Here is an 18772-nt window from a genome sequence, read left to right on the forward strand (position 1 = left end):
GGAACGAGACATTGAACATTCAATACATCCTCGCCGTTGCCGGCGGCGGAGCGCTCGGCGCGGTCATACGCTATCTCGTTGCGATCGGGTCGGGCCGCGCGTTCGGTACGGATTTTCCGTGGGGCACGCTGATCGTCAACGTCACCGGATCGTTCCTGATCGGCATTTTCACCGCGCTGTTCGCGACCAAATGGAACCTGCCGCAGGCCGCGCGGATGTTTCTGACGGTCGGAATTTGTGGCGGGTACACGACGTTCTCGACGTTCTCGCTGGATGCCTGGTATCTGATCGAGCGCGGCCAGACATGGGCATCTGCCGCCTACATGATTGCGTCGGTCGTGCTGTCGGTGGGCGCTCTGATCGCCGCATTACAGCTCGTTCGCGCACTTCCGTAACTCGCGCAGGCGCAAGTCGTGCATTCCTGCCCAGCCGCGACGGCATAGTGGCGAGCGGCCGCATATCTTGGAGCGCTCCCCGCTTCTGCGGTATGATGTGTTGGCTGGTGGCTCATTCGAGCCAGGGCGTTTCGGGACACGATGAACGACACCGTCACCAAACCGAAAACCAGGACCAGGACCAAGGTCGAGCGGCCGAAGCTCCACAAGGTCATCCTGATCAACGACGACTACACGCCGCGTGAATTCGTCACCATGGTGCTGAAGGCCGAATTCCGCATGACCGAGGATCAGGCCTACAAGGTGATGATCACCGCGCACAAGCTGGGCGCCTGCGTGGTGGCCGTATTCACCAAGGACGTCGCCGAAACCAAGGCAACGCGAGCCACCGACGCCGGCCGCGCCAAGGGCTATCCGCTATTGTTCACGACGGAGCCGGAGGAATAGGCTTCATCCTGCGACGATGAATGTCCTTCAGCTCAGTGCACATCACGCCATCACCACCGTCGTCTCCTCCGCCAGCCCGTAGACGCGCTGCGCCTTGGAAAATCCTGCGATCGGAAACTCGCCGAGCTGGTGCCAATCATGGCGGCAGACATTGGCAAAACCTTCCGAGGCGACGACGGTCCGCCCCAGGCGCCCCGTGATCTTCTCCAGCCTTGCCGCGAGATTGACCGCCGGGCCGATGCAGGTAAAGTCGAGACGGTTGCCGCCGCCGATATTGCCGTAAAGGATGTTTCCGACATGCAGCGCGACGCCGAAGCGGAAGCGCTCGACGGCCTCGCCCACCGGAAAGGCGAGCGCCTCGACGCTGGCGCGCGAGTCGCGCGCCGCCTCCAGCACCTGCGCGCAGACATGAGCGGCATCGCCGACATATTCGTCGATCGGGAACACGGCGAGCAGGCCGTCGCCCATGAACTTCAGCACCTCGCCGCCATGGTCTCGGATCGCCGTGACTTGGCAGTCGAAATAATGATTGAGGATCTGGACAACCGTCTCGGGCGGCAGCCGGTCCGACAGCGCGGTGAAGCCGCGCAGGTCCGACAGCCAGATCGCCGCCTGCATGGTGTCGTTGTGACCGCGGCGGATCTGGCCGCCGAGGATGCGCGCGCCGGCGCGATTACCGACATAGGTGTCGAGCAGCATCTCGGCGGTGCGGCGCATAGTGATGATCTCGCTGATGCGTGCGAGAGGCGCTATGAGAGCTCGGATGGCTGCGATGTCGTCGTCGCTGAAGCCGCCGGGCTGCCGCGTGATCCAGCTCGTCGCGTGAATGGAGCCGTCGAGAAAAGGCACCGGCACCGCGATATAATCGGTCGCGCCTTCGGCGTGCATGTCCTCGAGGAACGGAAATCGCTTGCTGTCGGGGTCGCCTGCGCGGCCCCTGACCTCGATGCCCTGCTCGAAAACCACGCGAAGCGGGCTGTGGGCGAATTGGGGCGTGTCCAGGATCTCGAAATCGACGGCACCGATTTCTACTCCCTCGCCCTGCCGCCAGATGAAGTTGCGGCCGAAGACTTCGGGATGCAGCGTGCGGATGAAGATGCCGAACCGCCACAGCGGCAGGCCGGCCGCGACCAGACGTTCGCAGAAATCGGCAATCCCTACGGCCGACTCCTGAGCCGCCCAAGTGCCGTCGATCAGCCAGTTGGTGATGCGCTGAAGCTCGGAGCTGTTCATGGCCGCATTTGCGGACGAAGTTGCGGGGCCGTCAAGCCGCACGGTGGACTAGTACCGCGAGTTCAACGCCCGACTTGTCCGCGATCGCGCAGGAAGTGATCGGCCAGCACGCAGGCCATCATGGCCTCGCCGACGGGGACGGCACGGATGCCGACGCAGGGATCGTGGCGGCCCTTGGTGAAGATCTCGGTCTCGGTGCCTTGCCGATCGACGGTGAGACGCGGCTGCAGGATCGACGAGGTCGGCTTCACCGCGAAACGTACCACCACGGGCTGCCCGGTGGAGATACCGCCCAGCACGCCGCCGGCGTGGTTGGAGAGGAAGCGCGTGCCGTCATTGCCGGAGCGCATCTCGTCGGCGTTCTGTTCGCCCGTCAGTTCCGCCGCACCAAAACCGGCGCCGATCTCGACGCCCTTCACCGCGTTGATGGTCATCATCGCACCCGCCAGATCGGAATCGAGCTTGGCGTAGATCGGCGCGCCGAGACCTGCCGGCACGCCCTCGGCGACGACCTCGATCACGGCACCGATCGAGGAGCCGCTTTTGCGGATGCCGTCGAGATAGGTCTCGAAGAACGCGGCCTTGTCCTTGTCGGGACAGAAGAACGGATTCTTGGCGACCTCGTCCCAGTCCCACTTGTCGCGATCGATCTTGTGCGGGCCGATCTGCACCAGGGCGCCTCGCACCTTGATATCGGGGAGCACTTTCCGGGCGATGGCGCCGGCGGCAACGCGCATCGCGGTCTCGCGCGCCGAGGAGCGCCCGCCGCCGCGATAGTCGCGCAGGCCGTACTTCGCCTCATAGGTGAAGTCGGCATGACCGGGGCGAAACTTGTCCTTGATCTCGGAATAATCCTTCGAGCGCTGGTCGGTGTTCTCGATCAGAAGGCCGATTGGCGTGCCCGTCGTCACCTGAGCGCCGGTCTCGGGATGGGCCATCACGCCGGACAGGATCTTCACCTGGTCCGGCTCCTGGCGCTGGGTGGTGAAGCGCGACTGGCCCGGACGGCGCCGGTCGAGATCGCGCTGGATGTCGGCCTCGGTGAGCGGGATCATCGGCGGGCAGCCGTCAACCACGCAGCCGATCGCCACCCCATGGCTCTCGCCGAAGGTTGTGACGCGGAACATGTGGCCGAAAGTGTTGAAGGACATCGCTGCTCGCGGGTTCGTAAGTCAATGCTGACTTAACTCGCCCTGAAATAGGGGTCAAATATCGGCGAAGCCGTCATGGCCGGGCTTGTCCCGGCCATCCACGTTCTTGGTGGCTGCGAGCACGAAAGTCCGTGGATGCCCGGGACAAGCCCGGGCATGACGGCGGGGGCGAGGCAGCGCTCCGGGCTAACTAAACTTCTCCAACCGCCCGTCGCGGAACACGTAGACGGCGCCCTGCTCGATATAGAGCTCGGCGGCGCTGGCGGGCGTCTCGAGGCCCAAGGCCACCATCAGGGCGCGGCAGGTCCCGCCATGGGCCACTGCGACGGTATCGACCAGAAGCGACTCGTACCAGTCGAGCATGCGCAGCTGCACCGCCGCATAGGTCTCCCCATCTGCGGGCGCGACCGTCCATTTGTCGGCGAGGCGCCTTGCATAGACATCCGGATCCGAGGCCTCGCTTTGCGCCAGTGTCAGCCCCTCCCAGACGCCGTAGCCGATCTCGCGCAGGCGGTCGTCGAGCGAATAGTCGGCAGGCGGCAGATCCAGCTTGCCGCGCGCGAGCTCCATAGTCTGGCGCGCCCGTCCGAGCGGGCTCGACACATAGGGCAGCGCCGCCTTATCCTTGCCGTCGCGCTTGAACAGATCGGCCAGAACTTCGGCAGCGTGCACCGCCTGACCCCGGCCGCGCGCGTTCAGCGGGACGTCCCTGGTGCCCTGGAGCCGGCCGAGCGCGTTCCACTCGGTCTCGCCGTGGCGAAGGAAGTAGATCGTGGGCACCGGCATGTCGGCTGAAAGCTAGTCCTTGCCACTCAGCGAGATGTCAGGCGCATCCGGCCGCTTCATGCCGAGCACGTGATAGCCGGAATCGACGTGGTGCACCTCGCCGGTGACGCCGCGCGAGAGGTCGGAGAGGAAATACAGCGCGCTGCCGCCGACGTCTTCGGTGGACACGTTGCGCCGCATCGGCGCATTGGTCTCGTTCCACTTCAGGATATAGCGGAAGTCGCCGATGCCGGACGCCGCCAGCGTCTTGATGGGACCTGCCGAGATCGCGTTGACGCGAATGTTCTTCTCGCCGAGATCGGCGGCGAGATAGCGCACGCTGGCTTCCAGCGCCGCCTTGGCCACGCCCATGACGTTGTAGTGCGGCATCCACTTCTCGGCGCCGTAATAGGAGAGCGTGATCAGCGAGCCGCCATCCGTCATCAGCTTCTCGGCGCGCTGCGCCACCGCCGTGAACGAATAGCAGGAGATCAGCATCGACTTCGAAAAATTCTCCTGCGTGGTGTCGACGTAGCGGCCGTCGAGCTGCTCGCCATAGGCGATCGCATGCACGAGGAAGTCGATCTTGCCCCATTTCTCCTTCAGCACAGCGAAGACGGCATCGATGGTCGCGGCATCGGTGACGTCGCAATGGCCAAGCACGAGGCCGCCGATCTCGGCGGCGAGCGGCTCGACGCGCTTCTTCAGCGCATCGCCCTGATAGGTGAAGGCGAGCTCGGCGCCCGCGGCGTGGCATGCCTTGGCGATGCCCCAGGCGATCGAGCGGTTGTTGGCGACGCCGAGGATGACCCCGCGCTTTCCTTGCATCAGACCCGAATTCTGCGCCATTTTTGCACGTCCCGTCGAACTCTCGTTGAGGTCTGGAGGTACACCAGCCCTCCCCTGCGGTACAGCCCTAATCCGCAGCATTAACGCTGTTTCGAGTGCCGGAATAGCCGTTCCGCTTGGGTGTTATGATCGCTATAGGCGCGCGCCGAACGCCAGGGATGTCAGGACCGCAATGAGTGCGTTTCGCCAGAGTGTGGAAGCCATGATCCCGGCGTTGCGCCGCTACGCCCGCGCGCTCACACGCGATGCGGATGCGGCCGACGATCTGGTCCAGGATACGTTGGTACGCGCGCTGCGTTCGGAGCGGCTGTTTCTCGGAGGCGACGTCAGGAGCTGGCTCTATACGATCCTGACCAACCTCAACAAGAACCGGCGGCGCTCGCTGGCAAGGCGACCGCAATTCATGCCGCTGACGGATAACAACCCCGATGCCAGCGGGACCGAGGCCGAAGGACGCGACATCGAGAAGGCACTGGCTACTCTCGTCGAGGAGCAGCGTTCGGTGCTGCTGCTGGTGATGCTGGAAGGCATGAGCTACCGCGAGGTTGCCGACATCCAGGGCGTGCCGATCGGCACCGTGATGTCGCGCCTGGCGCGCGCAAGAGCCCACGTCAAAGCCTCACTGGAGGGCGAGCGTACGGCGCTCAGGCGGGTAAAATGATGGCCGGGTCGATGCATCGAACGATCTCCGCCCGCAGCCGGATAGTGAGCTGCGCGAAGCTAACTCGCAGAAGGCATTTTGGGCCGCAGAGCCAGAGACGACCGATATGAACGACCGCAAGATTCCAGTAACCGAGGACGAACTGCACGCCTATGTCGACGGCGAGTTGCCGGCCGAGCGACGCGCCGACGTCGAGGCCTTTCTTGCCGCCCACCCCGAGGACGCCGAGCGGGTGCAGTCCTGGCGGACCATGGCCGAGATGCTGCACGCGCGTTACGATTCGATTGCCCATGAACGGGTGCCCGCACGGCTCGAGCTCGAGAGGCTGGAGCGCCGCCCGCGGCAATGGTTTTATGGCGCCGCCGCGGCCGTGCTGGTCGCCTTCGTCGCCGGCGGCACCGCCGGCTGGGTGGCGCATGGCGCCGCCAACGCGCCTTCGACCTTCCGGAGCTTTACGGCGGACGCACTCGACGCCCACCGCCTCTATGTCGTCGAGGTCCGCCACCCCGTTGAGGTCGGCGGCAACGAGCGCGATCACTTGCAGGCCTGGCTGACCCGGCGCTGCGGCTGGACCGTGTTCGCGCCGAACCTGGAGGCGAGCGGGCTGAAGCTGGTCGGCGGCCGGCTTCTGCCGGGACCGAACGGTCCGGCGTCGTTCCTGATGTACGAGGGCGCTTCGGGCGAACGGTACACCATCTACAGCGCCAAGACCGAGAATGGTGCAACGCAAATGCGCTACGCCAAGACGGACAAGGACGGCGCGTTGTTCTGGTCCGAGCGCGGCGTCGGCTACGTCGTCAGCGGCAGCAGCGATCGCGAGCGGCTGACCAAGGTGGCGCAGGCCGTCTACGACCAAGCAGAGAAAAACGGCACCTAGACAACCGCGCAAGGCCAGTGCCCAGATTCCGTCATCGAAAATTTGGAATCAGGACATCGACACGTCTCATTATCGCACCGGGTGCTCACGCGATTATGAGTGGCGTTCGATCCGCCGATCGACGCGGGCGGCCTCGATTGGGGTTTTTGGTACCGCGCTGGTCCCCCTCTCGAGGCCGCACCTTTTTATCGGCTGCCCCGCCGGACAGCCGACACGTCGAGACCATGAAGCGCTACCACGCCTCAGGCGTATGATGGGCATCATCTCCAGGACGATGCCGTGGTCCTTTAGGAGAACCCCTTCAGTTCGCTCTCGCCCTAAAGCGCGATGGCTCGCGCTTTAGCTCTTTGTTTGCGCATGATCTTTCCGGAAAACCGCTCCACACTTTTCCGGACATGCTTTAGCCGACACCGCTACGTGGATTGTAGGGGTGTTGGTCCCGCCACTTCTCCATCAATGCTTCAAGCTCGGCGTCGTTCCCGTCCGGTAGCATAATCCTGATGATGACGAAGAGATCCCCAGTTCCGCCGGCTTTCGGCAGGCCCTTGCCCTTGAGGCGGAAGGTCCGGCCGCTGGACGTGTTCTTGGGGACCGAGAGCTCCACGGCATTGCCGAGGGTCGGCACGCGGACCTTGCCGCCGAGCACCGCCTCGTAGAGCGTGACCGGCAGGTCGATCCTGAGGTCTGCGCCCTCGACCTTGAAGAACGGGTGCGGTGCAATGTTGATGGTGATCAGGAGATCGCCGGGCGGATGGCCCTGCGCACTTTCTCCCTGCCCCCGCAGCCTGATTTGCTGGCCCTCGGTGACCCCGGCCGGAATCTTGACGTTGAGCTCCTTGCCAGTCGGCAGCCGCACACGCTTCTCGCCGCCCTTGACCGCCTCTTCCAGCGAGACGCTCATGGCGACGTTGACGTCGAGATCGAGCCCGATGCCGCCAGTGTCGAACTCGAACTGGGCGCCGCCGCCGGCTCCGGGCCGTGCGCCGCGCATCCCGCCGCCGAACATGCTGTTGAGGATGTCCTCGAACGCACCGCCGCCCGGGCCGCCCGCACCGCCGCTTCGGAACGTATAGCTTTCGAACCCGCCTGGGCCCGCGCGGCCGCGAGGACCGCCGCCGCCCGGAAAACCCTGGAAGCGCGGCTTGCCCTCGGCGTCGATCTCGCCCCGGTCAAACTGCTTGCGCTTGTCCTCGTCGCCGAGGATCTCGTTGGCCGAGTTGATCTCGGCGAAGCGTTCGGCAGCCTTCGGATCACCCTTGTTGCTGTCAGGATGGTGCTTCTTGGCCAGCTTGCGATAGGCGCTTTTGATCGCGGCAGCGCTGGCGCTCCGCGGCACCCCCAAGACCTCATAGGGGTCGCGCATTCGTCACGTCTCCTTCAAGAAATCGAATTGTTCAAAGGGCTCCCCGCCCCACCTGCGGGTGATGTGGGAAGAGAGTGGCATTTTTGCAACTAGGAACGCGAGCTGAAGCTCTATCTTTGGAGCATGGTCTGATCGGAAAACCGGTTCCCACGTTTCCGGATCATGCTCAGCTCCGCCACGGCTTTAGCGTATGAATCTCCCAACGGCCACGACCGCTTTGGCAGCCGGCGCCCTGGAGCCAGCTTTCGGTATTGCCGTTGACGTAGCTCGCCAGGAAGTCGCGGCATTTGCGCCCGTCCTCGGCGGCATAGGACTGGGCGATGGGCGTCACCGAGCCGCGCGCCCCTGTCTCCGGATTCTCCCAATGCTGGCTGGAATCCTTGTCGCCCTTGCTGAGGACGTCAGAGGCGGCGTTGCGGGTGAAGGCGAGATCGGTCTCGGTCGGGGGAGCGTCCTTCGCCGGCCGCGCGATCGAGCCGGTGAGGTCGCTGTCCTCGGCCTTGGCATAGGCGCTGCCGTCGTTGCGGGAAAAGCTGCAGCCGCCGGCACCAAGCCCGATCAGAATCATCGTCATGACGAAGCCGGACGGCCGGATCGCCGATAGGCCAACGCGTCCCCATGCCCTATATAGGGCGGTAGCGGACAACAACGCGTTTTGGGCCGCGGGACGCAACTCGGACTCCGGACATGACCGACACGACCTCGATGAAACACCAGACACCCTTAACATCCGGTGATTTCACCGCTGCCGACGAGCCATTTGCGTTGTTCGAGGCCTGGCTCAACGAAGCGGTCAAGAGCGAGCCGAACGATCCGAACGCCATGGCGCTCGCAACGGTCGATCCCGACGGGCTGCCTGATGTGCGCATGGTGCTGATGAAGGGCTTCGATACCGAGGGTTTCGTCTTCTACAGCCACATCGCCAGCCAGAAGGGCCGCGAACTCGCCGCAAATCCTAAGGCAGCGTTACTTTTTCACTGGAAGTCGTTGCGCCGTCAGGTGCGCATCCGCGGCAACGTGACGCCGGTGACCGACGCGGAGGCCGACGCCTATTTCGCGACGCGACCGAAGCAGGCCCAGATCGGCGCCTGGGCGAGCAAGCAATCGCAAGAGCTGGAGAGCCGGTTCGCGTTCGAGCAGGCCATCGCCAAGGTCGCGGCCAAATACGTCATCGGCGAAGTGCCGCGGCCGCCGGGCTGGAGCGGCTGGCGCATCACGCCGGTGCGGATCGAGTTCTGGCACGACCGCCCGTTCCGCCTGCACGACCGCATTGAATTTCGCCGTGACGCGGCCGGCCAACCGTGGTCCAAGACGCGAATGTATCCGTAAGCTTTGGGCCGACCTGAAAGATGTCCATGCCGCATTCGTCCAATGCGCCGCGCCGTACGCTGCTCCTGACCGGAGCCAGCCGCGGCATCGGCCACGCCACCGTGATCCGTTTCTCCTCGGCGGGCTGGCGCGTCATCACCTGCTCGCGGCATCCTTTCCCGGAGGACTGCCCCTGGGACGCAGGGCCGGAGGACCACATCCAGGTCGACCTCGGCGATCCCAAGGACACCGCGCGCGCGATCTCGGAGATCCGCAACCGGCTCGAGGGCGGCACGCTGCATGCGCTGGTCAACAACGCCGCGATCTCGCCGAAGGGCGCCGGCGGCTCGCGGTTGGGCTCGGTCGACACCGACCTCGATACCTGGACCCACGTCTTCCATGTCAACTTTTTCGCGCCGATCATGATGGCGCGGGGGCTGATCGAGGAATTGAAGGCCGCCAAGGGGTCGGTCGTGAACGTCACATCGATCGCGGGCTCGCGCGTGCACCCCTTCGCAGGCGCGGCCTACGCCACCTCGAAGGCCGCGCTCGCAGCGCTGACACGCGAGATGGCCTCCGACTTCGGCCGCATCGGCGTCCGCGTCAACGCGATCGCCCCGGGCGAGATCGACACCTCGATCCTGTCGCCGGGCACCGAGAAGATCGTCGAGCAGCAGATCCCGATGCACCGCCTCGGCACGCCCGACGAAGTGGCAAAGATCATCTACGTGCTGTGCACGGACACCAGCTCCTACGTCAACGGCGCCGAGATCCACATCAACGGCGGCCAGCACGTGTAGGCGGGCACTGTCATTGCGAGCGAAAGCGAAGCAATCCAGACTGCCTCCGCAAAGACAGTCTGGATTGCTTCGTCGCGGAGCCTGTCATCCGGCCCGCCGGAGGCGGGACCGGGTGGCTCCTCGCAATGACGGAAGTGGAAATGGCCGCTCAGGGAAGCAAGGCGATCCAGACAACGCCGCCGCAAGACCTGGATCGCCCTTACCTTCCGTTCCTCAATCGAGTCGAATCCGACGTGACCGCTCGCGCGGCCGCGGAGCGGCCGTGCTGAATGCAGTCGAGCAGTCGTCGTCGTTCTCACCATCGAGCAGCGGAGCACCACAGTGCCGGCACATGCGTGCCGACATCGACGGCGCCTTGCCGCTCGCCAGAACCTGACGGTAGTTCGCCAGATCGATGACGTTGCGGGGCGACGTTATGTGTTTCTCAACCATGGCTGTTCCTCGCGGCTACGCCCTGCTTATCGCAGACAAGTTTCGCGCAAACGTTCAGCCCACCGCTCAAATTTTACCGGAGGAATTGCGGCATGACACACGCGTCACCGCGTCGCCGCAATCCCGATCGATTCTGCGACACGATTGATCGTGTCTATGCGAGCGGCGTAAGGTCTCGGTAGGTATCTTTGCTCGCGCACGATCCTACAGCCACTTCTTCCACTTGAAGATCCAGTAGGGGACGATGGCGGCGATCAGCATCATCACCAGCGCCATCGGGTAACCGTGCACCCATTCGAGTTCCGGCATCACCTTGAAGTTCATGCCGTAGATCGAGGCGATCAGGGTCGGCGGCATCAGGACAACGGCCATGACCGAAAACAGCTTGATGATGTTGTTCTGCTCGAGATTGACGACGCCGAGCATGGCGTCGAGCACGAAGGTGATCTTGCTGGAGAGATAGGAGGCGTGATCGGTCAGCGAGGCGACGTCGCGCTGCATGGTCTTGAGCTGCTCGCGCATGTCCTTCGACCACTTCACGCCCTCGACCACGGCGGACAGGAACGTCACGACGCGGCCGATCGACACCAGGCTCTCGCGAACCTTCGAGGTCAAGTCGCCCTTGCGGCCGATCGAGATCAGGATCTGGGAATATCGCTTGGCGTGGCCGTGGCGCTCGCTCTCCGGCTCGAAGATCTCGTGGGAGACCTGGTCGATCTCGGCGCCGCAGCGCTCCAGAATGTCGGCGCAGCGGTCGATCACGGCGTCCAGGAGCTCCATCAGCACCATCTCGCCGGTGATCGAGGGCGTGCAGGAGCGGGCGAGCTTGGCCTCGACCAGCGCAAAGGGCTTGGGCAGGTCGTAGCGGACCGTCACCAGGCGGTGATCGCCGAGGATGAAGGTCACCGCGGTGGTCCGGGGCATGTCGGTATCGGAGTGGCACATCAGCGTCGCGGTCATGTAGCGCGCGCCGTTCTCCATATAGAGGCGACTGGAGATCTCGATCTCCTGCATGTCTTCCCGGGTCGGGATGGCGATGCCCGCCAGCCGCTCGACCGCCTTGTCCTCGGCAGCCGAGGGGTTGACGAGGTCGATCCAGACTGCGTTCTCCGGCAGCGCTGTGAGATCCTCGACAACCGCCTTCTTGAGGGAGGTCTCGGAGAGAACGAACACCGAAAACATCAAAAGCTCCAGAGATCCTACGACAGAACGACAGCCCTTAGCGCGATTCTGACAGGTTCACGATGACAACAACATTAACGGAGCGTTTGCATCTGCGGCGGCCCTAGGGCTCAACTGTGGCGCCGGAGGAACAGTCTGGCGCGTCTCACCAAAAAAACCCGCACGACACCCCCAAATTTGCGGCAGAAAAGCCACAGCTGGGGTCTTACAGCCCTGGAAAACGGCTTCAGCGCTGGAATTGTGGCAGATTTCAACCATAATGGGCTTAACGGAGTCGAGGAACTTGGGCGCTACGCTCAGGTCCCTTCCGCACGATTGCTTTGATTGGAACCAAACCATGTCGTCGCTGAAAATTATGTTTGGGATTTTGGCCGCTGGCCTGATGCTGTCGGGCTGCATGCAGGCCACGACGCGTTACGAGGCGACGGACACCAAGGCGTTCAAGCCCAAGGACAAAGAACTCCTTGCCAAGGTGAAATACGAGAATACCGCGGTCGCAGAACCGTTCCGCCGCGCCATTGTCGAATTCCACCGCAAGGAAGCGCCGGGCTCGATCGTGGTCGATTCCGACAACCATTACCTCTATTACGTGCTGGAGGGCGGCAAAGCGATCCGCTACGGCATCACTGTCGGCGAAGAGGCCATGGCCTGGTCGGGCATCGCCAAGGTGGCCAGCAAGACCGAATGGCCGGCCTGGCACCCCACCCCCGGCGAAATCTCGCGCTTGGGCGTGCCGACCTATGTCGCACCCGGACCGGACAATCCGATGGGCTCCCGCGCGCTGTACCTCCATTCTGGGGGCAAGGACACGCTGTTCCGCATCCACGGCACCAACCAGCCGGAATATATCGGCGCCTCGATCTCGTCAGGCTGCATCCGCCTGACCAACGAGGACGCGATCGATCTCTATGATCGCGTCAAGCTCGGCACCCTCGTCGTGGTGCTCGAGCCCAAGCACGGCGATTCGCCCTACAAGCCGCGCCTCGCGCTCCAGGGTGGTTCCAGTTCACCCTACTAAGCAGGCCTTGCCCGAGGCCTTTCAAAGGCGCCGGTTTCACCGGCGCTTTTTTGTTGCCGGCTGGTGCGATCGGGCTTTGTTGCCATCCGCCGCCGGCTTGTCCGCAGGTGCAGCAGGCTTTTCCGCCTCACCGCCGTCGGCGCCCTCCTTTGCCTCGGGCTTGGCCGCGACCTCGCGCGGCGGTGCCTCCTCGGGACGCTCCGCCGGCAGCAGCGGTGCGACCTGAGGCAGCGGATCCCACACGTTCCATTGGCAAATCCGGTAGTCGTTGCGTCGCTGCGCGAGATCGAGATGGATGTGGTCCTCGTGGTACCAGTCCGAACCCGGGCCGAGCACGGTGGAAAAGCGAGTGCAGACCGAGTGCAGCACGCGCTCGCGCACCTCGCGCGAGGTGGTGCGGTCGGTCAGGCCGATCGACTGCCCATTGGCGAGCTTGATGCCGCGGATGTCGATGGCATTGGCCTTGCCGTGCTCGGACAGCATCGCGCCGGCCACGCGGTTGCGGCCGCGGCACTCGAAGCTGTCGAAATTGTCGAGCTCGCTGACGGCGGAGCCGAGGCTGGTCGCCAGCGGCGCCATGTCCTTGCGCACCCAATCGGCGAGCGCGGACGCCATGGTGCAGCGGAGGATGGCCGCCGGCTTGACCGTCACCTTGCGCTTGTCCGGCAGCACGATGGCCTCCAGTCGCACCAGATCCTCGCCGCCGCAGGCACCGGGACCGCGGATATCCGGAATGGACGGCGCGATCGCGATCTCCTCGTTCAGCGCCAGCCGGCAGGCCGAGGCCTGCTTCTCGGGCGGCGGCGCGGCCTCGGCGGGCTTGTCCGCATCTGGCTTGTCGGGGGACGGCTTGCCGTCTGCCTGCGCCGCCCCCTCACCCGACGCTTTGGGGGCCTCCTCGGGACGCGGCTTCGGCAGCGGAATCCTGGCGGCGCGAACGGTTGCGCGGGGCTTCGGTGCTCCAAGGTTGAAGATATCGAGCGGCGCATGATATTTCCGCGCCTCTGCCCTTTCGGCGATCAGCAACAGCCCCGCCGCAGCGGTAACCATTGCCGCCCCGGCGGACATATAGCCGCGACAAGACCATTTGCGACGAAAGTCCGGCAGGCTAAAACTCATGGCAATTCTTTGGCCCAACGCTGAGAGCGATAACGCGCCCAGCGACTTCTCGGAGGAACGTCGGAATGCTTGGTTTGATGCAAGATTGGCCCCTGCTCTGCCACCGGATCATCGAACACGCCGCCAGGATTCATGGCAAGCAGGAGGTGGTCACACGCTCGGTCGAGGGACCGATCCATCGCACCAACTACGCCGAGATCCACAAGCGCGCGCTCAAGGTCTCGCAGATGCTGGAGCGCGACGGCATCAAGCTCGGCGATCGCGTCGCAACGATCGCCTGGAACACCTGGCGCCATCTGGAGGTCTGGTACGGCATCATGGGGATCGGCGCCATCTGCCATACCGTCAATCCCCGCCTTTTCCCCGAACAGATCGCCTGGATCATCAATCATGCGCAGGATCGCGTCGTGATGACCGATCTCACCTTCATTCCGATCCTGGAGAAGATCGCGGACAAGTTGCCCAGCGTGGAGCGCTACATCGTGCTCACCGACAAGGCTCACATGCCGGAGACCACGCTGAAGAACGCGGTCGCCTACGAGGACTGGATTGCGCAGGCCGACGGCAAATTCAAATGGAAGGACTTTGACGAGAACACGGCGGCGGCGATGTGCTACACCTCCGGCACGACCGGCGATCCCAAGGGTGTGCTGTATTCGCATCGCTCCAACGTGCTGCACGCGCTGATGGCCAATAACGTCGACGCGCTCGGCACCAGTGCGTCCGAGACAATGCTGCCGGTCGTTCCGCTGTTCCATGCCAACAGCTGGGGCATCGCCTTCTCCGCGCCCTCGCAGGGCACCAAGCTGGTGATGCCGGGCGCCAAGCTCGACGGCGCCTCGGTCTACGAACTGCTCTCGACCGAGAAGGTGACGCACACCGCCGGCGTGCCGACGGTGTGGCTGATGCTGCTCCAGCACATGACCGCCAACAATCTCAAGCTGCCGGATCTGAAGATGGTGATCTGCGGCGGCTCGGCAATGCCGCGCTCGATGATCAAGGCCTTCCTCGACATGGGCTCGAACGTCCGCCACGCCTGGGGCATGACCGAGATGAGCCCGATCGGCACCGTCGCGGCGCTGAAGCCGCCGTTCCAGAATGCGACCGGCGATGCCAGGCTCGACGTGCTGCAGATGCAGGGTTATGCGCCGTTCGCCGTGCAGATGAAGATCACCGACGATGCCGGCAAGGAGCTGCCCTGGGACGGCAAGACCTTTGGCCGCCTCAAGGTCTCCGGGCCCGCCGTCGCCAAGGCCTATTACCGCGTCGATAGCAACATCCTCGACGAGGACGGCTTCTTCGACACCGGCGACGTCTCGACCATCGACGAGGACGGCTATATGCGGATCACCGACCGCTCCAAGGATGTGATCAAGTCCGGCGGCGAGTGGATCTCCTCGATCGACCTCGAAAACCTCGCGGTGGGCCACCCCGCCGTGGCGGAAGCCGCCGTGATCGGCGTGTTCCACCCGAAATGGGACGAGCGGCCGCTGCTGATCGTGCAGCTCAAGCAGGGCCAGCAGGCCACGCGCGAGGACATCCTGAAGTTCATGGAGGGCAAGATCGCCAAATGGTGGATGCCCGACGACGTCGCTTTCGTCGACGGCATTCCGCACACCGCCACCGGCAAGATCCTGAAGACGGCGCTGCGCGACCAGTTTAAGGATTACCGGTTCCCGAACGCGGCGGCGTGACGGGCTGGGTGCGCCCCTCCTTGGAGGGGCGTCAGCGTCCGACTTGTTGAAGCCTCCACGACGTCATGGCCGGGCTTGTCCCGGCCATCCACGCCTTGCCCCACGGTGCAGTGAACGTGGATGGCCGGGACAAGCCTGGGCATGACGGCTTGGGCGTAGCCGGAACCCTTGAATTTGCTCCCGCGCCGTGGTCTCAACTGCGCATCGTCGCGCCAAATCGGCCGGCATCGCCAACCCCGGCAGAGCTCACCCGATGGCCCGCAGGTTTTCCGCTCCATACCAGTCGGAGCCCGTGTCCAGCCTCGCGAGCTGGGCGCGCAATCTGGCCGTGTTCGCGGTTCTGGCGGTGGTGGTGTCGATCATCGTCGTCCGTTTCGATTTCCTGGAGCCCAAGCCGGCGCTGGCGACGTTCATCGGCGGGCTCGCGATCGCCGGCCTCTCGATCCTATTCGGGCTCGCCGGCTTTGCCGCAATCTGGCAGAACGGCTCGCGCGGCATGGCGCGCATCCTGCTCGCCTTCCTGATCGACGGGGCGATCCTCGCCTATCCCGCCTATCTGGCCTTTCAATATCGCAAGCTGCCGTCGATCTACGACATCACCACCAATCCGATTGATCCGCCGCGCTTCGATGCGCTGGCGCGCCTGCGCACCGGCGAGGGCACCAACACCGCGGTCTATGCCGGCCTCTATTCGGCGGAGCAGCAGCGCCATTTCTATCCCGAGATCGAGCCCGTCGAGCTCGAGATCTCGGCCGACCGCGCCTATGCGATCGCGCTTCAGCTCGTCCACAAGCGCAAATGGATCGTGATCGACGAGCGCGCACCGCAGCCGCCGCGCCGCATCGGCCGCATCGAGGCGGTGGCGCGCACGCCGATCATGGGTTTCCGCGAGGACGTTTCGATCAGGGTCGTGCCGGATGGCGATGATTCCCGCGTCGATATCCGCTCTGCGTCGCGCAATTTCGACAGCGATCTCGGCAGCAATGCCGCACGCGTCAAGACGTTCATCGACGACCTCAACACCGCCGCCGATGCCGATGCACTCAAGCCGGTGAAGAAGACGCCGGTGACGCCGCCCAAGGCGCCGGCGAAGACGGTGAAGAAGTGACTTGCCGAATGGGGAGTAGCGAATAGCGAATGGAGCCGCCCATTCGCTATTCCCCATTCGCTATTCGCCCCCTAGGCCATCCGATAGGTCCCGCCGATCACGGGATCGCCATCCGTCGCCACCACGCCGCGGGCGACCAGATCTTCCAAATGCGCCAGCACGGAATAGCCGGCAGCTGTCGTCAGGCGCGGATCGATACCGATATAGATCGCGCGGACCATGGTCGGGATGTCGGTCTCGCCCTTGGCGAGGCGGTGCAGGATCGAGGCCTCGCGTGCCTTGCGGTGGCGGATCAGGAAGCGCACGAAGCGCTGGCCCTCGGGAATCTCGGGGCCATGGCCCGAGAAATAGAGATCCTCCTCGCGGGTGGCGAGCCGGTCGAGCGAATCCATGTAGTCGATCATCGAGCCGTCCGGCGGCGCCACGATCGAGGTCGACCAGCCCATCACGTGATCGCCGACGAAGTTGAACTTCCGCTCCGGCCAGGCGAATGCCAGATGGTTGGCCGTGTGGCCGGGCGTCGCGACGGCTTCGAGCCGCCAGCCGTCACCTTCCACGACGTCGCCGTGCGCGAGATTGACGTCCGGGGCAAAATCGCGGTCGGCGCCGGATTCCGGATTGTGCTTCTCGCTCTCGAATCGCGGCCGCGAGGCGCGATGCGGGCCTTCGGCATAGACCGGCGCAGCCGTCGCCTGCTTGATCCGCGCGGTGTTCGGCGAATGGTCGCGATGGGTGTGGGTGACGAAGATGTGCGTCACGGTCTCGCCGCGCACGGCATCGAGCAGCGCCGCCGCATGCGCCGCATCGTCTGGACCGGGATCGATGATCGCGACATTGCCCTTGCCGACGATGTAGCTGACCGTGCCCGTGAAGGTGAACGGGCTCGGATTGTTGCAGAGCACGCGCCGCACGCCGGGGCGGACCTCCTCGACGATGCCGGGCTTCAGCGGAAAGTTGCGGTTGAACGGGACGTCGTCGTTGTCGGACATGGGACTTCCTGTGCCACACTCTCTGCCGTCATACCCCGCGAAGGCGGGGTATCCAGTACGCCGCAGCGCCAGTGACAAAAGCGAAGTCTCTGGGATACTGGATCGCCCGCCTGCGCGGGCGATGACAGTTGAGCAAGCTAGCCGCGGCGGAAAAACACAGTGACTAGAAAAACGCCTGAATGCCCGTGATCGCGCGGCCCAGGATCAGGGCGTGGACGTCGTGGGTGCCCTCGTAGGTGTTGACCGTCTCGAGGTTATGGACGTGGCGCATCACGTGATACTCGATCGAGATGCCGTTGCCGCCGTGCATGTCGCGGGCGGTGCGGGCGATGTCGAGGGCCTTGCCGCAATTGTTGCGCTTCATGATCGAGATCATCTCGGGCGCGAACTTGCCCTCGTCCATCAGGCGGCCGACGCGAAGCGAGCCCTGCAGGCCAAGCGCGATCTCGGTCTCCATGTCGGCGAGCTTCTTCTGCACCAGCTGGGTCGCGGCGAGCGGCTTGCCGAACTGCTTGCGGTCGAGCGTGTATTGACGGGCGCGGTGCATGCAGTCCTCGGCGGCGCCAAGCGCACCCCAGGAGATGCCGTAGCGGGCGCGGTTGAGGCAGCCGAACGGGCCCTTGAGGCCGGACACGTTGGGCAGCAGGGCGTCCTCCGGGACCACGACGCCGTCCATCACGACCTCGCCGGTGATGGAGGCGCGCAGCGAGAGCTTGCCGCCGATCTTCGGCGCGGACAGGCCCTTCATGCCCTTCTCCAGCACGAAGCCGCGGATCTGGTTGTCGTGCGCGGCCGACTTGGCCCAGACCACGAAGACGTCGGCGATCGGCGCGTTCGAGATCCACATCTTGCTGCCGGTGAGGCGATAGCCGTCCGACACCTTCTCGGCGCGGGTCTTCATGCCGGCCGGATCGGAGCCGGCATCGGGCTCGGTCAGGCCGAAGCAGCCGACCCACTCGCCGCTGGCGAGCTTGGGCAGGTACTTCTTGCGCTGGTTCTCGTCGCCATAGGCGTAGATCGGGTACATCACCAGCGAGGACTGCACCGAGTTCATCGAGCGATAGCCGGAATCGACCCGCTCGATCTCGCGCGCGACGAGGCCATAGGCGACGTAGCTCGCATTGGCGCAGCCATATTCTTCCGGCAGCGTGATGCCGATCAGGCCGAGCTCGCCCATCTCGTTGAAGATCTCGCGGTCGGTCTTCTCCTCGAGATAGGCCTTGGAGACGCGCGGCAGCAGCTTGTCCTGCGCATAGGCGCGGGCGGTGTCGCGAACCATGCGCTCGTCTTCGGTGAGCTGCTCGTCGAGCAGGAACGGATCGTCCCACTGGAAAGAAGCCGCAGCCGGCTTGTCCTTGGCCTGAGGGCGCACGCTCATGAA

20 protein-coding genes are annotated in these 18772 nt (G+C 64.5%); 9 read left to right on the forward strand and 11 right to left on the reverse strand.

The features are described from left to right. Positions 1-11: 11 nt before the first annotated feature. Positions 12-395 (forward strand): fluoride efflux transporter CrcB, encoded by a 384-nt coding sequence (gene crcB / locus ACTEK7_RS11010; RefSeq protein ID WP_057026857.1) that lies wholly within the window; start codon positions 12-14, stop codon positions 393-395. A gap of 141 nt (positions 396-536) precedes the next feature. After that, complete coding sequence (clpS, locus tag ACTEK7_RS11015; protein ID WP_036004073.1) at positions 537-842, forward strand: ATP-dependent Clp protease adapter ClpS; 306 nt, start codon at positions 537-539, stop codon at positions 840-842. Between the two features lie 42 nt (positions 843-884). Here clpS and ACTEK7_RS11020 read toward each other — a convergent pair whose 3' ends face one another. The 4 genes from ACTEK7_RS11020 to fabI form a co-directional block, all read right to left on the reverse strand. After that, positions 885-2075 (reverse strand): adenylate/guanylate cyclase domain-containing protein, encoded by a 1191-nt coding sequence (locus tag ACTEK7_RS11020; RefSeq protein WP_225146191.1) that lies wholly within the window; start codon positions 2073-2075, stop codon positions 885-887. Between the two features lie 62 nt (positions 2076-2137). Then, complete coding sequence (gene aroC / locus ACTEK7_RS11025; protein WP_225146192.1) at positions 2138-3226, reverse strand: chorismate synthase; 1089 nt, start codon at positions 3224-3226, stop codon at positions 2138-2140. A 186-nt stretch (positions 3227-3412) separates the two neighbouring features. After that, positions 3413-4012 carry a histidine phosphatase family protein gene (locus ACTEK7_RS11030; RefSeq protein WP_225146193.1) on the reverse strand — a complete coding sequence of 200 codons (600 nt, stop codon included), beginning with the start codon at positions 4010-4012 and terminating at the stop codon, positions 3413-3415. 12 nt (positions 4013-4024) lie between these two features. Further along, entirely contained in the window at positions 4025-4840 is an 816-nt protein-coding gene (fabI, locus tag ACTEK7_RS11035; RefSeq protein ID WP_225146194.1) for an enoyl-ACP reductase FabI, read from the reverse strand. Between the two features lie 172 nt (positions 4841-5012). Between fabI and ACTEK7_RS11040 the strand changes: the two genes are divergently transcribed. Continuing rightward, complete coding sequence (locus ACTEK7_RS11040; protein ID WP_036004059.1) at positions 5013-5501, forward strand: RNA polymerase sigma factor; 489 nt, start codon at positions 5013-5015, stop codon at positions 5499-5501. Positions 5502-5607: 106 nt separating this feature from the next. Continuing rightward, a complete protein-coding gene (locus ACTEK7_RS11045) occupies positions 5608-6378 on the forward strand; it encodes an anti-sigma factor family protein (RefSeq protein ID WP_036004055.1) in 771 nt (256 codons plus the stop codon). Positions 6379-6778: 400 nt separating this feature from the next. Here the strand turns inward: ACTEK7_RS11045 and ACTEK7_RS11050 are convergent, their stop codons facing one another. Both ACTEK7_RS11050 and ACTEK7_RS11055 read right to left on the reverse strand, forming a co-directional pair. Then, positions 6779-7741, reverse strand: coding sequence for a DnaJ C-terminal domain-containing protein (locus tag ACTEK7_RS11050; RefSeq protein ID WP_057026860.1), 963 nt, complete (start codon positions 7739-7741; stop codon positions 6779-6781). A gap of 166 nt (positions 7742-7907) precedes the next feature. After that, a complete protein-coding gene (locus tag ACTEK7_RS11055) occupies positions 7908-8315 on the reverse strand; it encodes an RT0821/Lpp0805 family surface protein (RefSeq protein WP_036004044.1) in 408 nt (135 codons plus the stop codon). A gap of 113 nt (positions 8316-8428) precedes the next feature. Here ACTEK7_RS11055 and pdxH point away from each other — a divergent pair, with 113 nt between their 5' ends. Together pdxH and ACTEK7_RS11065 are read left to right on the forward strand one after the other, a co-directional pair. Then, entirely contained in the window at positions 8429-9070 is a 642-nt protein-coding gene (pdxH, locus tag ACTEK7_RS11060) for a pyridoxamine 5'-phosphate oxidase (protein WP_036004041.1), read from the forward strand. 26 nt (positions 9071-9096) lie between these two features. After that, a complete protein-coding gene (locus ACTEK7_RS11065) occupies positions 9097-9849 on the forward strand; it encodes an SDR family NAD(P)-dependent oxidoreductase (RefSeq protein WP_036004050.1) in 753 nt (250 codons plus the stop codon). Positions 9850-10062: 213 nt separating this feature from the next. On the opposite strand, the gene ACTEK7_RS11070 is transcribed toward ACTEK7_RS11065, so the two are convergent. Both ACTEK7_RS11070 and ACTEK7_RS11075 read right to left on the reverse strand, forming a co-directional pair. Then, positions 10063-10281 (reverse strand): hypothetical protein, encoded by a 219-nt coding sequence (locus tag ACTEK7_RS11070; RefSeq protein WP_035696491.1) that lies wholly within the window; start codon positions 10279-10281, stop codon positions 10063-10065. 204 nt (positions 10282-10485) lie between these two features. Beyond that, positions 10486-11463 carry a magnesium transporter CorA family protein gene (locus ACTEK7_RS11075; RefSeq protein ID WP_036004038.1) on the reverse strand — a complete coding sequence of 326 codons (978 nt, stop codon included), beginning with the start codon at positions 11461-11463 and terminating at the stop codon, positions 10486-10488. Positions 11464-11800: 337 nt separating this feature from the next. Between ACTEK7_RS11075 and ACTEK7_RS11080 the strand changes: the two genes are divergently transcribed. After that, positions 11801-12481: a L,D-transpeptidase gene (locus tag ACTEK7_RS11080; RefSeq protein WP_036031037.1), complete on the forward strand. Its 681-nt coding sequence runs from the start codon at positions 11801-11803 to the stop codon at positions 12479-12481. 36 nt (positions 12482-12517) lie between these two features. Here ACTEK7_RS11080 and ACTEK7_RS11085 read toward each other — a convergent pair whose 3' ends face one another. Continuing rightward, positions 12518-13600 (reverse strand): extensin family protein, encoded by a 1083-nt coding sequence (locus ACTEK7_RS11085; protein WP_225146195.1) that lies wholly within the window; start codon positions 13598-13600, stop codon positions 12518-12520. 65 nt (positions 13601-13665) lie between these two features. On the opposite strand from ACTEK7_RS11085, the gene ACTEK7_RS11090 reads away from it, so the two are divergent. Next, positions 13666-15294 carry a fatty-acid--CoA ligase gene (locus tag ACTEK7_RS11090; RefSeq protein ID WP_036004029.1) on the forward strand — a complete coding sequence of 543 codons (1629 nt, stop codon included), beginning with the start codon at positions 13666-13668 and terminating at the stop codon, positions 15292-15294. Between the two features lie 253 nt (positions 15295-15547). Continuing rightward, positions 15548-16402 carry a DUF1499 domain-containing protein gene (locus ACTEK7_RS11095; protein WP_036004020.1) on the forward strand — a complete coding sequence of 285 codons (855 nt, stop codon included), beginning with the start codon at positions 15548-15550 and terminating at the stop codon, positions 16400-16402. A gap of 71 nt (positions 16403-16473) precedes the next feature. On the opposite strand, the gene ACTEK7_RS11100 is transcribed toward ACTEK7_RS11095, so the two are convergent. Together ACTEK7_RS11100 and ACTEK7_RS11105 are read right to left on the reverse strand one after the other, a co-directional pair. Next, on the reverse strand, positions 16474-17391 hold the full coding sequence (locus tag ACTEK7_RS11100) for an MBL fold metallo-hydrolase (protein WP_036004017.1): 918 nt from the start codon (positions 17389-17391) through the stop codon (positions 16474-16476). Between the two features lie 163 nt (positions 17392-17554). Beyond that, the gene (locus tag ACTEK7_RS11105; RefSeq protein ID WP_036004014.1) at positions 17555-18769 is read right to left on the reverse strand and encodes an acyl-CoA dehydrogenase; all 1215 of its coding nucleotides are present in this window, start codon (positions 18767-18769) and stop codon (positions 17555-17557) included. Between the last annotated feature and the right edge of the window lie 3 nt (positions 18770-18772).

Source organism: Bradyrhizobium sp. JHI2711, assembly GCF_056156565.1.

Coding starts and splice junctions, on each gene's coding strand:
- aroC (WP_225146192.1), bottom strand. CDS start 3,226: ATGTCCTTCAACACTTTCGGCCACATGTTCCGCGTCACAACCTTCGGC.
- ACTEK7_RS11075 (WP_036004038.1), bottom strand. CDS start 11,463: ATGTTTTCGGTGTTCGTTCTCTCCGAGACCTCCCTCAAGAAGGCGGTT.
- ACTEK7_RS11085 (WP_225146195.1), bottom strand. CDS start 13,600: ATGAGTTTTAGCCTGCCGGACTTTCGTCGCAAATGGTCTTGTCGCGGC.
- ACTEK7_RS11020 (WP_225146191.1), bottom strand. CDS start 2,075: ATGAACAGCTCCGAGCTTCAGCGCATCACCAACTGGCTGATCGACGGC.
- ACTEK7_RS11065 (WP_036004050.1), top strand. CDS start 9,097: ATGCCGCATTCGTCCAATGCGCCGCGCCGTACGCTGCTCCTGACCGGA.
- ACTEK7_RS11055 (WP_036004044.1), bottom strand. CDS start 8,315: ATGACGATGATTCTGATCGGGCTTGGTGCCGGCGGCTGCAGCTTTTCC.
- ACTEK7_RS11090 (WP_036004029.1), top strand. CDS start 13,666: ATGCTTGGTTTGATGCAAGATTGGCCCCTGCTCTGCCACCGGATCATC.
- clpS (WP_036004073.1), top strand. CDS start 537: ATGAACGACACCGTCACCAAACCGAAAACCAGGACCAGGACCAAGGTC.
- ACTEK7_RS11095 (WP_036004020.1), top strand. CDS start 15,548: ATGGCCCGCAGGTTTTCCGCTCCATACCAGTCGGAGCCCGTGTCCAGC.
- pdxH (WP_036004041.1), top strand. CDS start 8,429: ATGACCGACACGACCTCGATGAAACACCAGACACCCTTAACATCCGGT.
- ACTEK7_RS11045 (WP_036004055.1), top strand. CDS start 5,608: ATGAACGACCGCAAGATTCCAGTAACCGAGGACGAACTGCACGCCTAT.
- ACTEK7_RS11040 (WP_036004059.1), top strand. CDS start 5,013: ATGAGTGCGTTTCGCCAGAGTGTGGAAGCCATGATCCCGGCGTTGCGC.
- ACTEK7_RS11070 (WP_035696491.1), bottom strand. CDS start 10,281: ATGGTTGAGAAACACATAACGTCGCCCCGCAACGTCATCGATCTGGCG.
- ACTEK7_RS11100 (WP_036004017.1), bottom strand. CDS start 17,391: ATGTCCGACAACGACGACGTCCCGTTCAACCGCAACTTTCCGCTGAAG.
- fabI (WP_225146194.1), bottom strand. CDS start 4,840: ATGGCGCAGAATTCGGGTCTGATGCAAGGAAAGCGCGGGGTCATCCTC.
- ACTEK7_RS11030 (WP_225146193.1), bottom strand. CDS start 4,012: ATGCCGGTGCCCACGATCTACTTCCTTCGCCACGGCGAGACCGAGTGG.
- ACTEK7_RS11105 (WP_036004014.1), bottom strand. CDS start 18,769: ATGAGCGTGCGCCCTCAGGCCAAGGACAAGCCGGCTGCGGCTTCTTTC.
- ACTEK7_RS11050 (WP_057026860.1), bottom strand. CDS start 7,741: ATGCGCGACCCCTATGAGGTCTTGGGGGTGCCGCGGAGCGCCAGCGCT.
- ACTEK7_RS11080 (WP_036031037.1), top strand. CDS start 11,801: ATGTCGTCGCTGAAAATTATGTTTGGGATTTTGGCCGCTGGCCTGATG.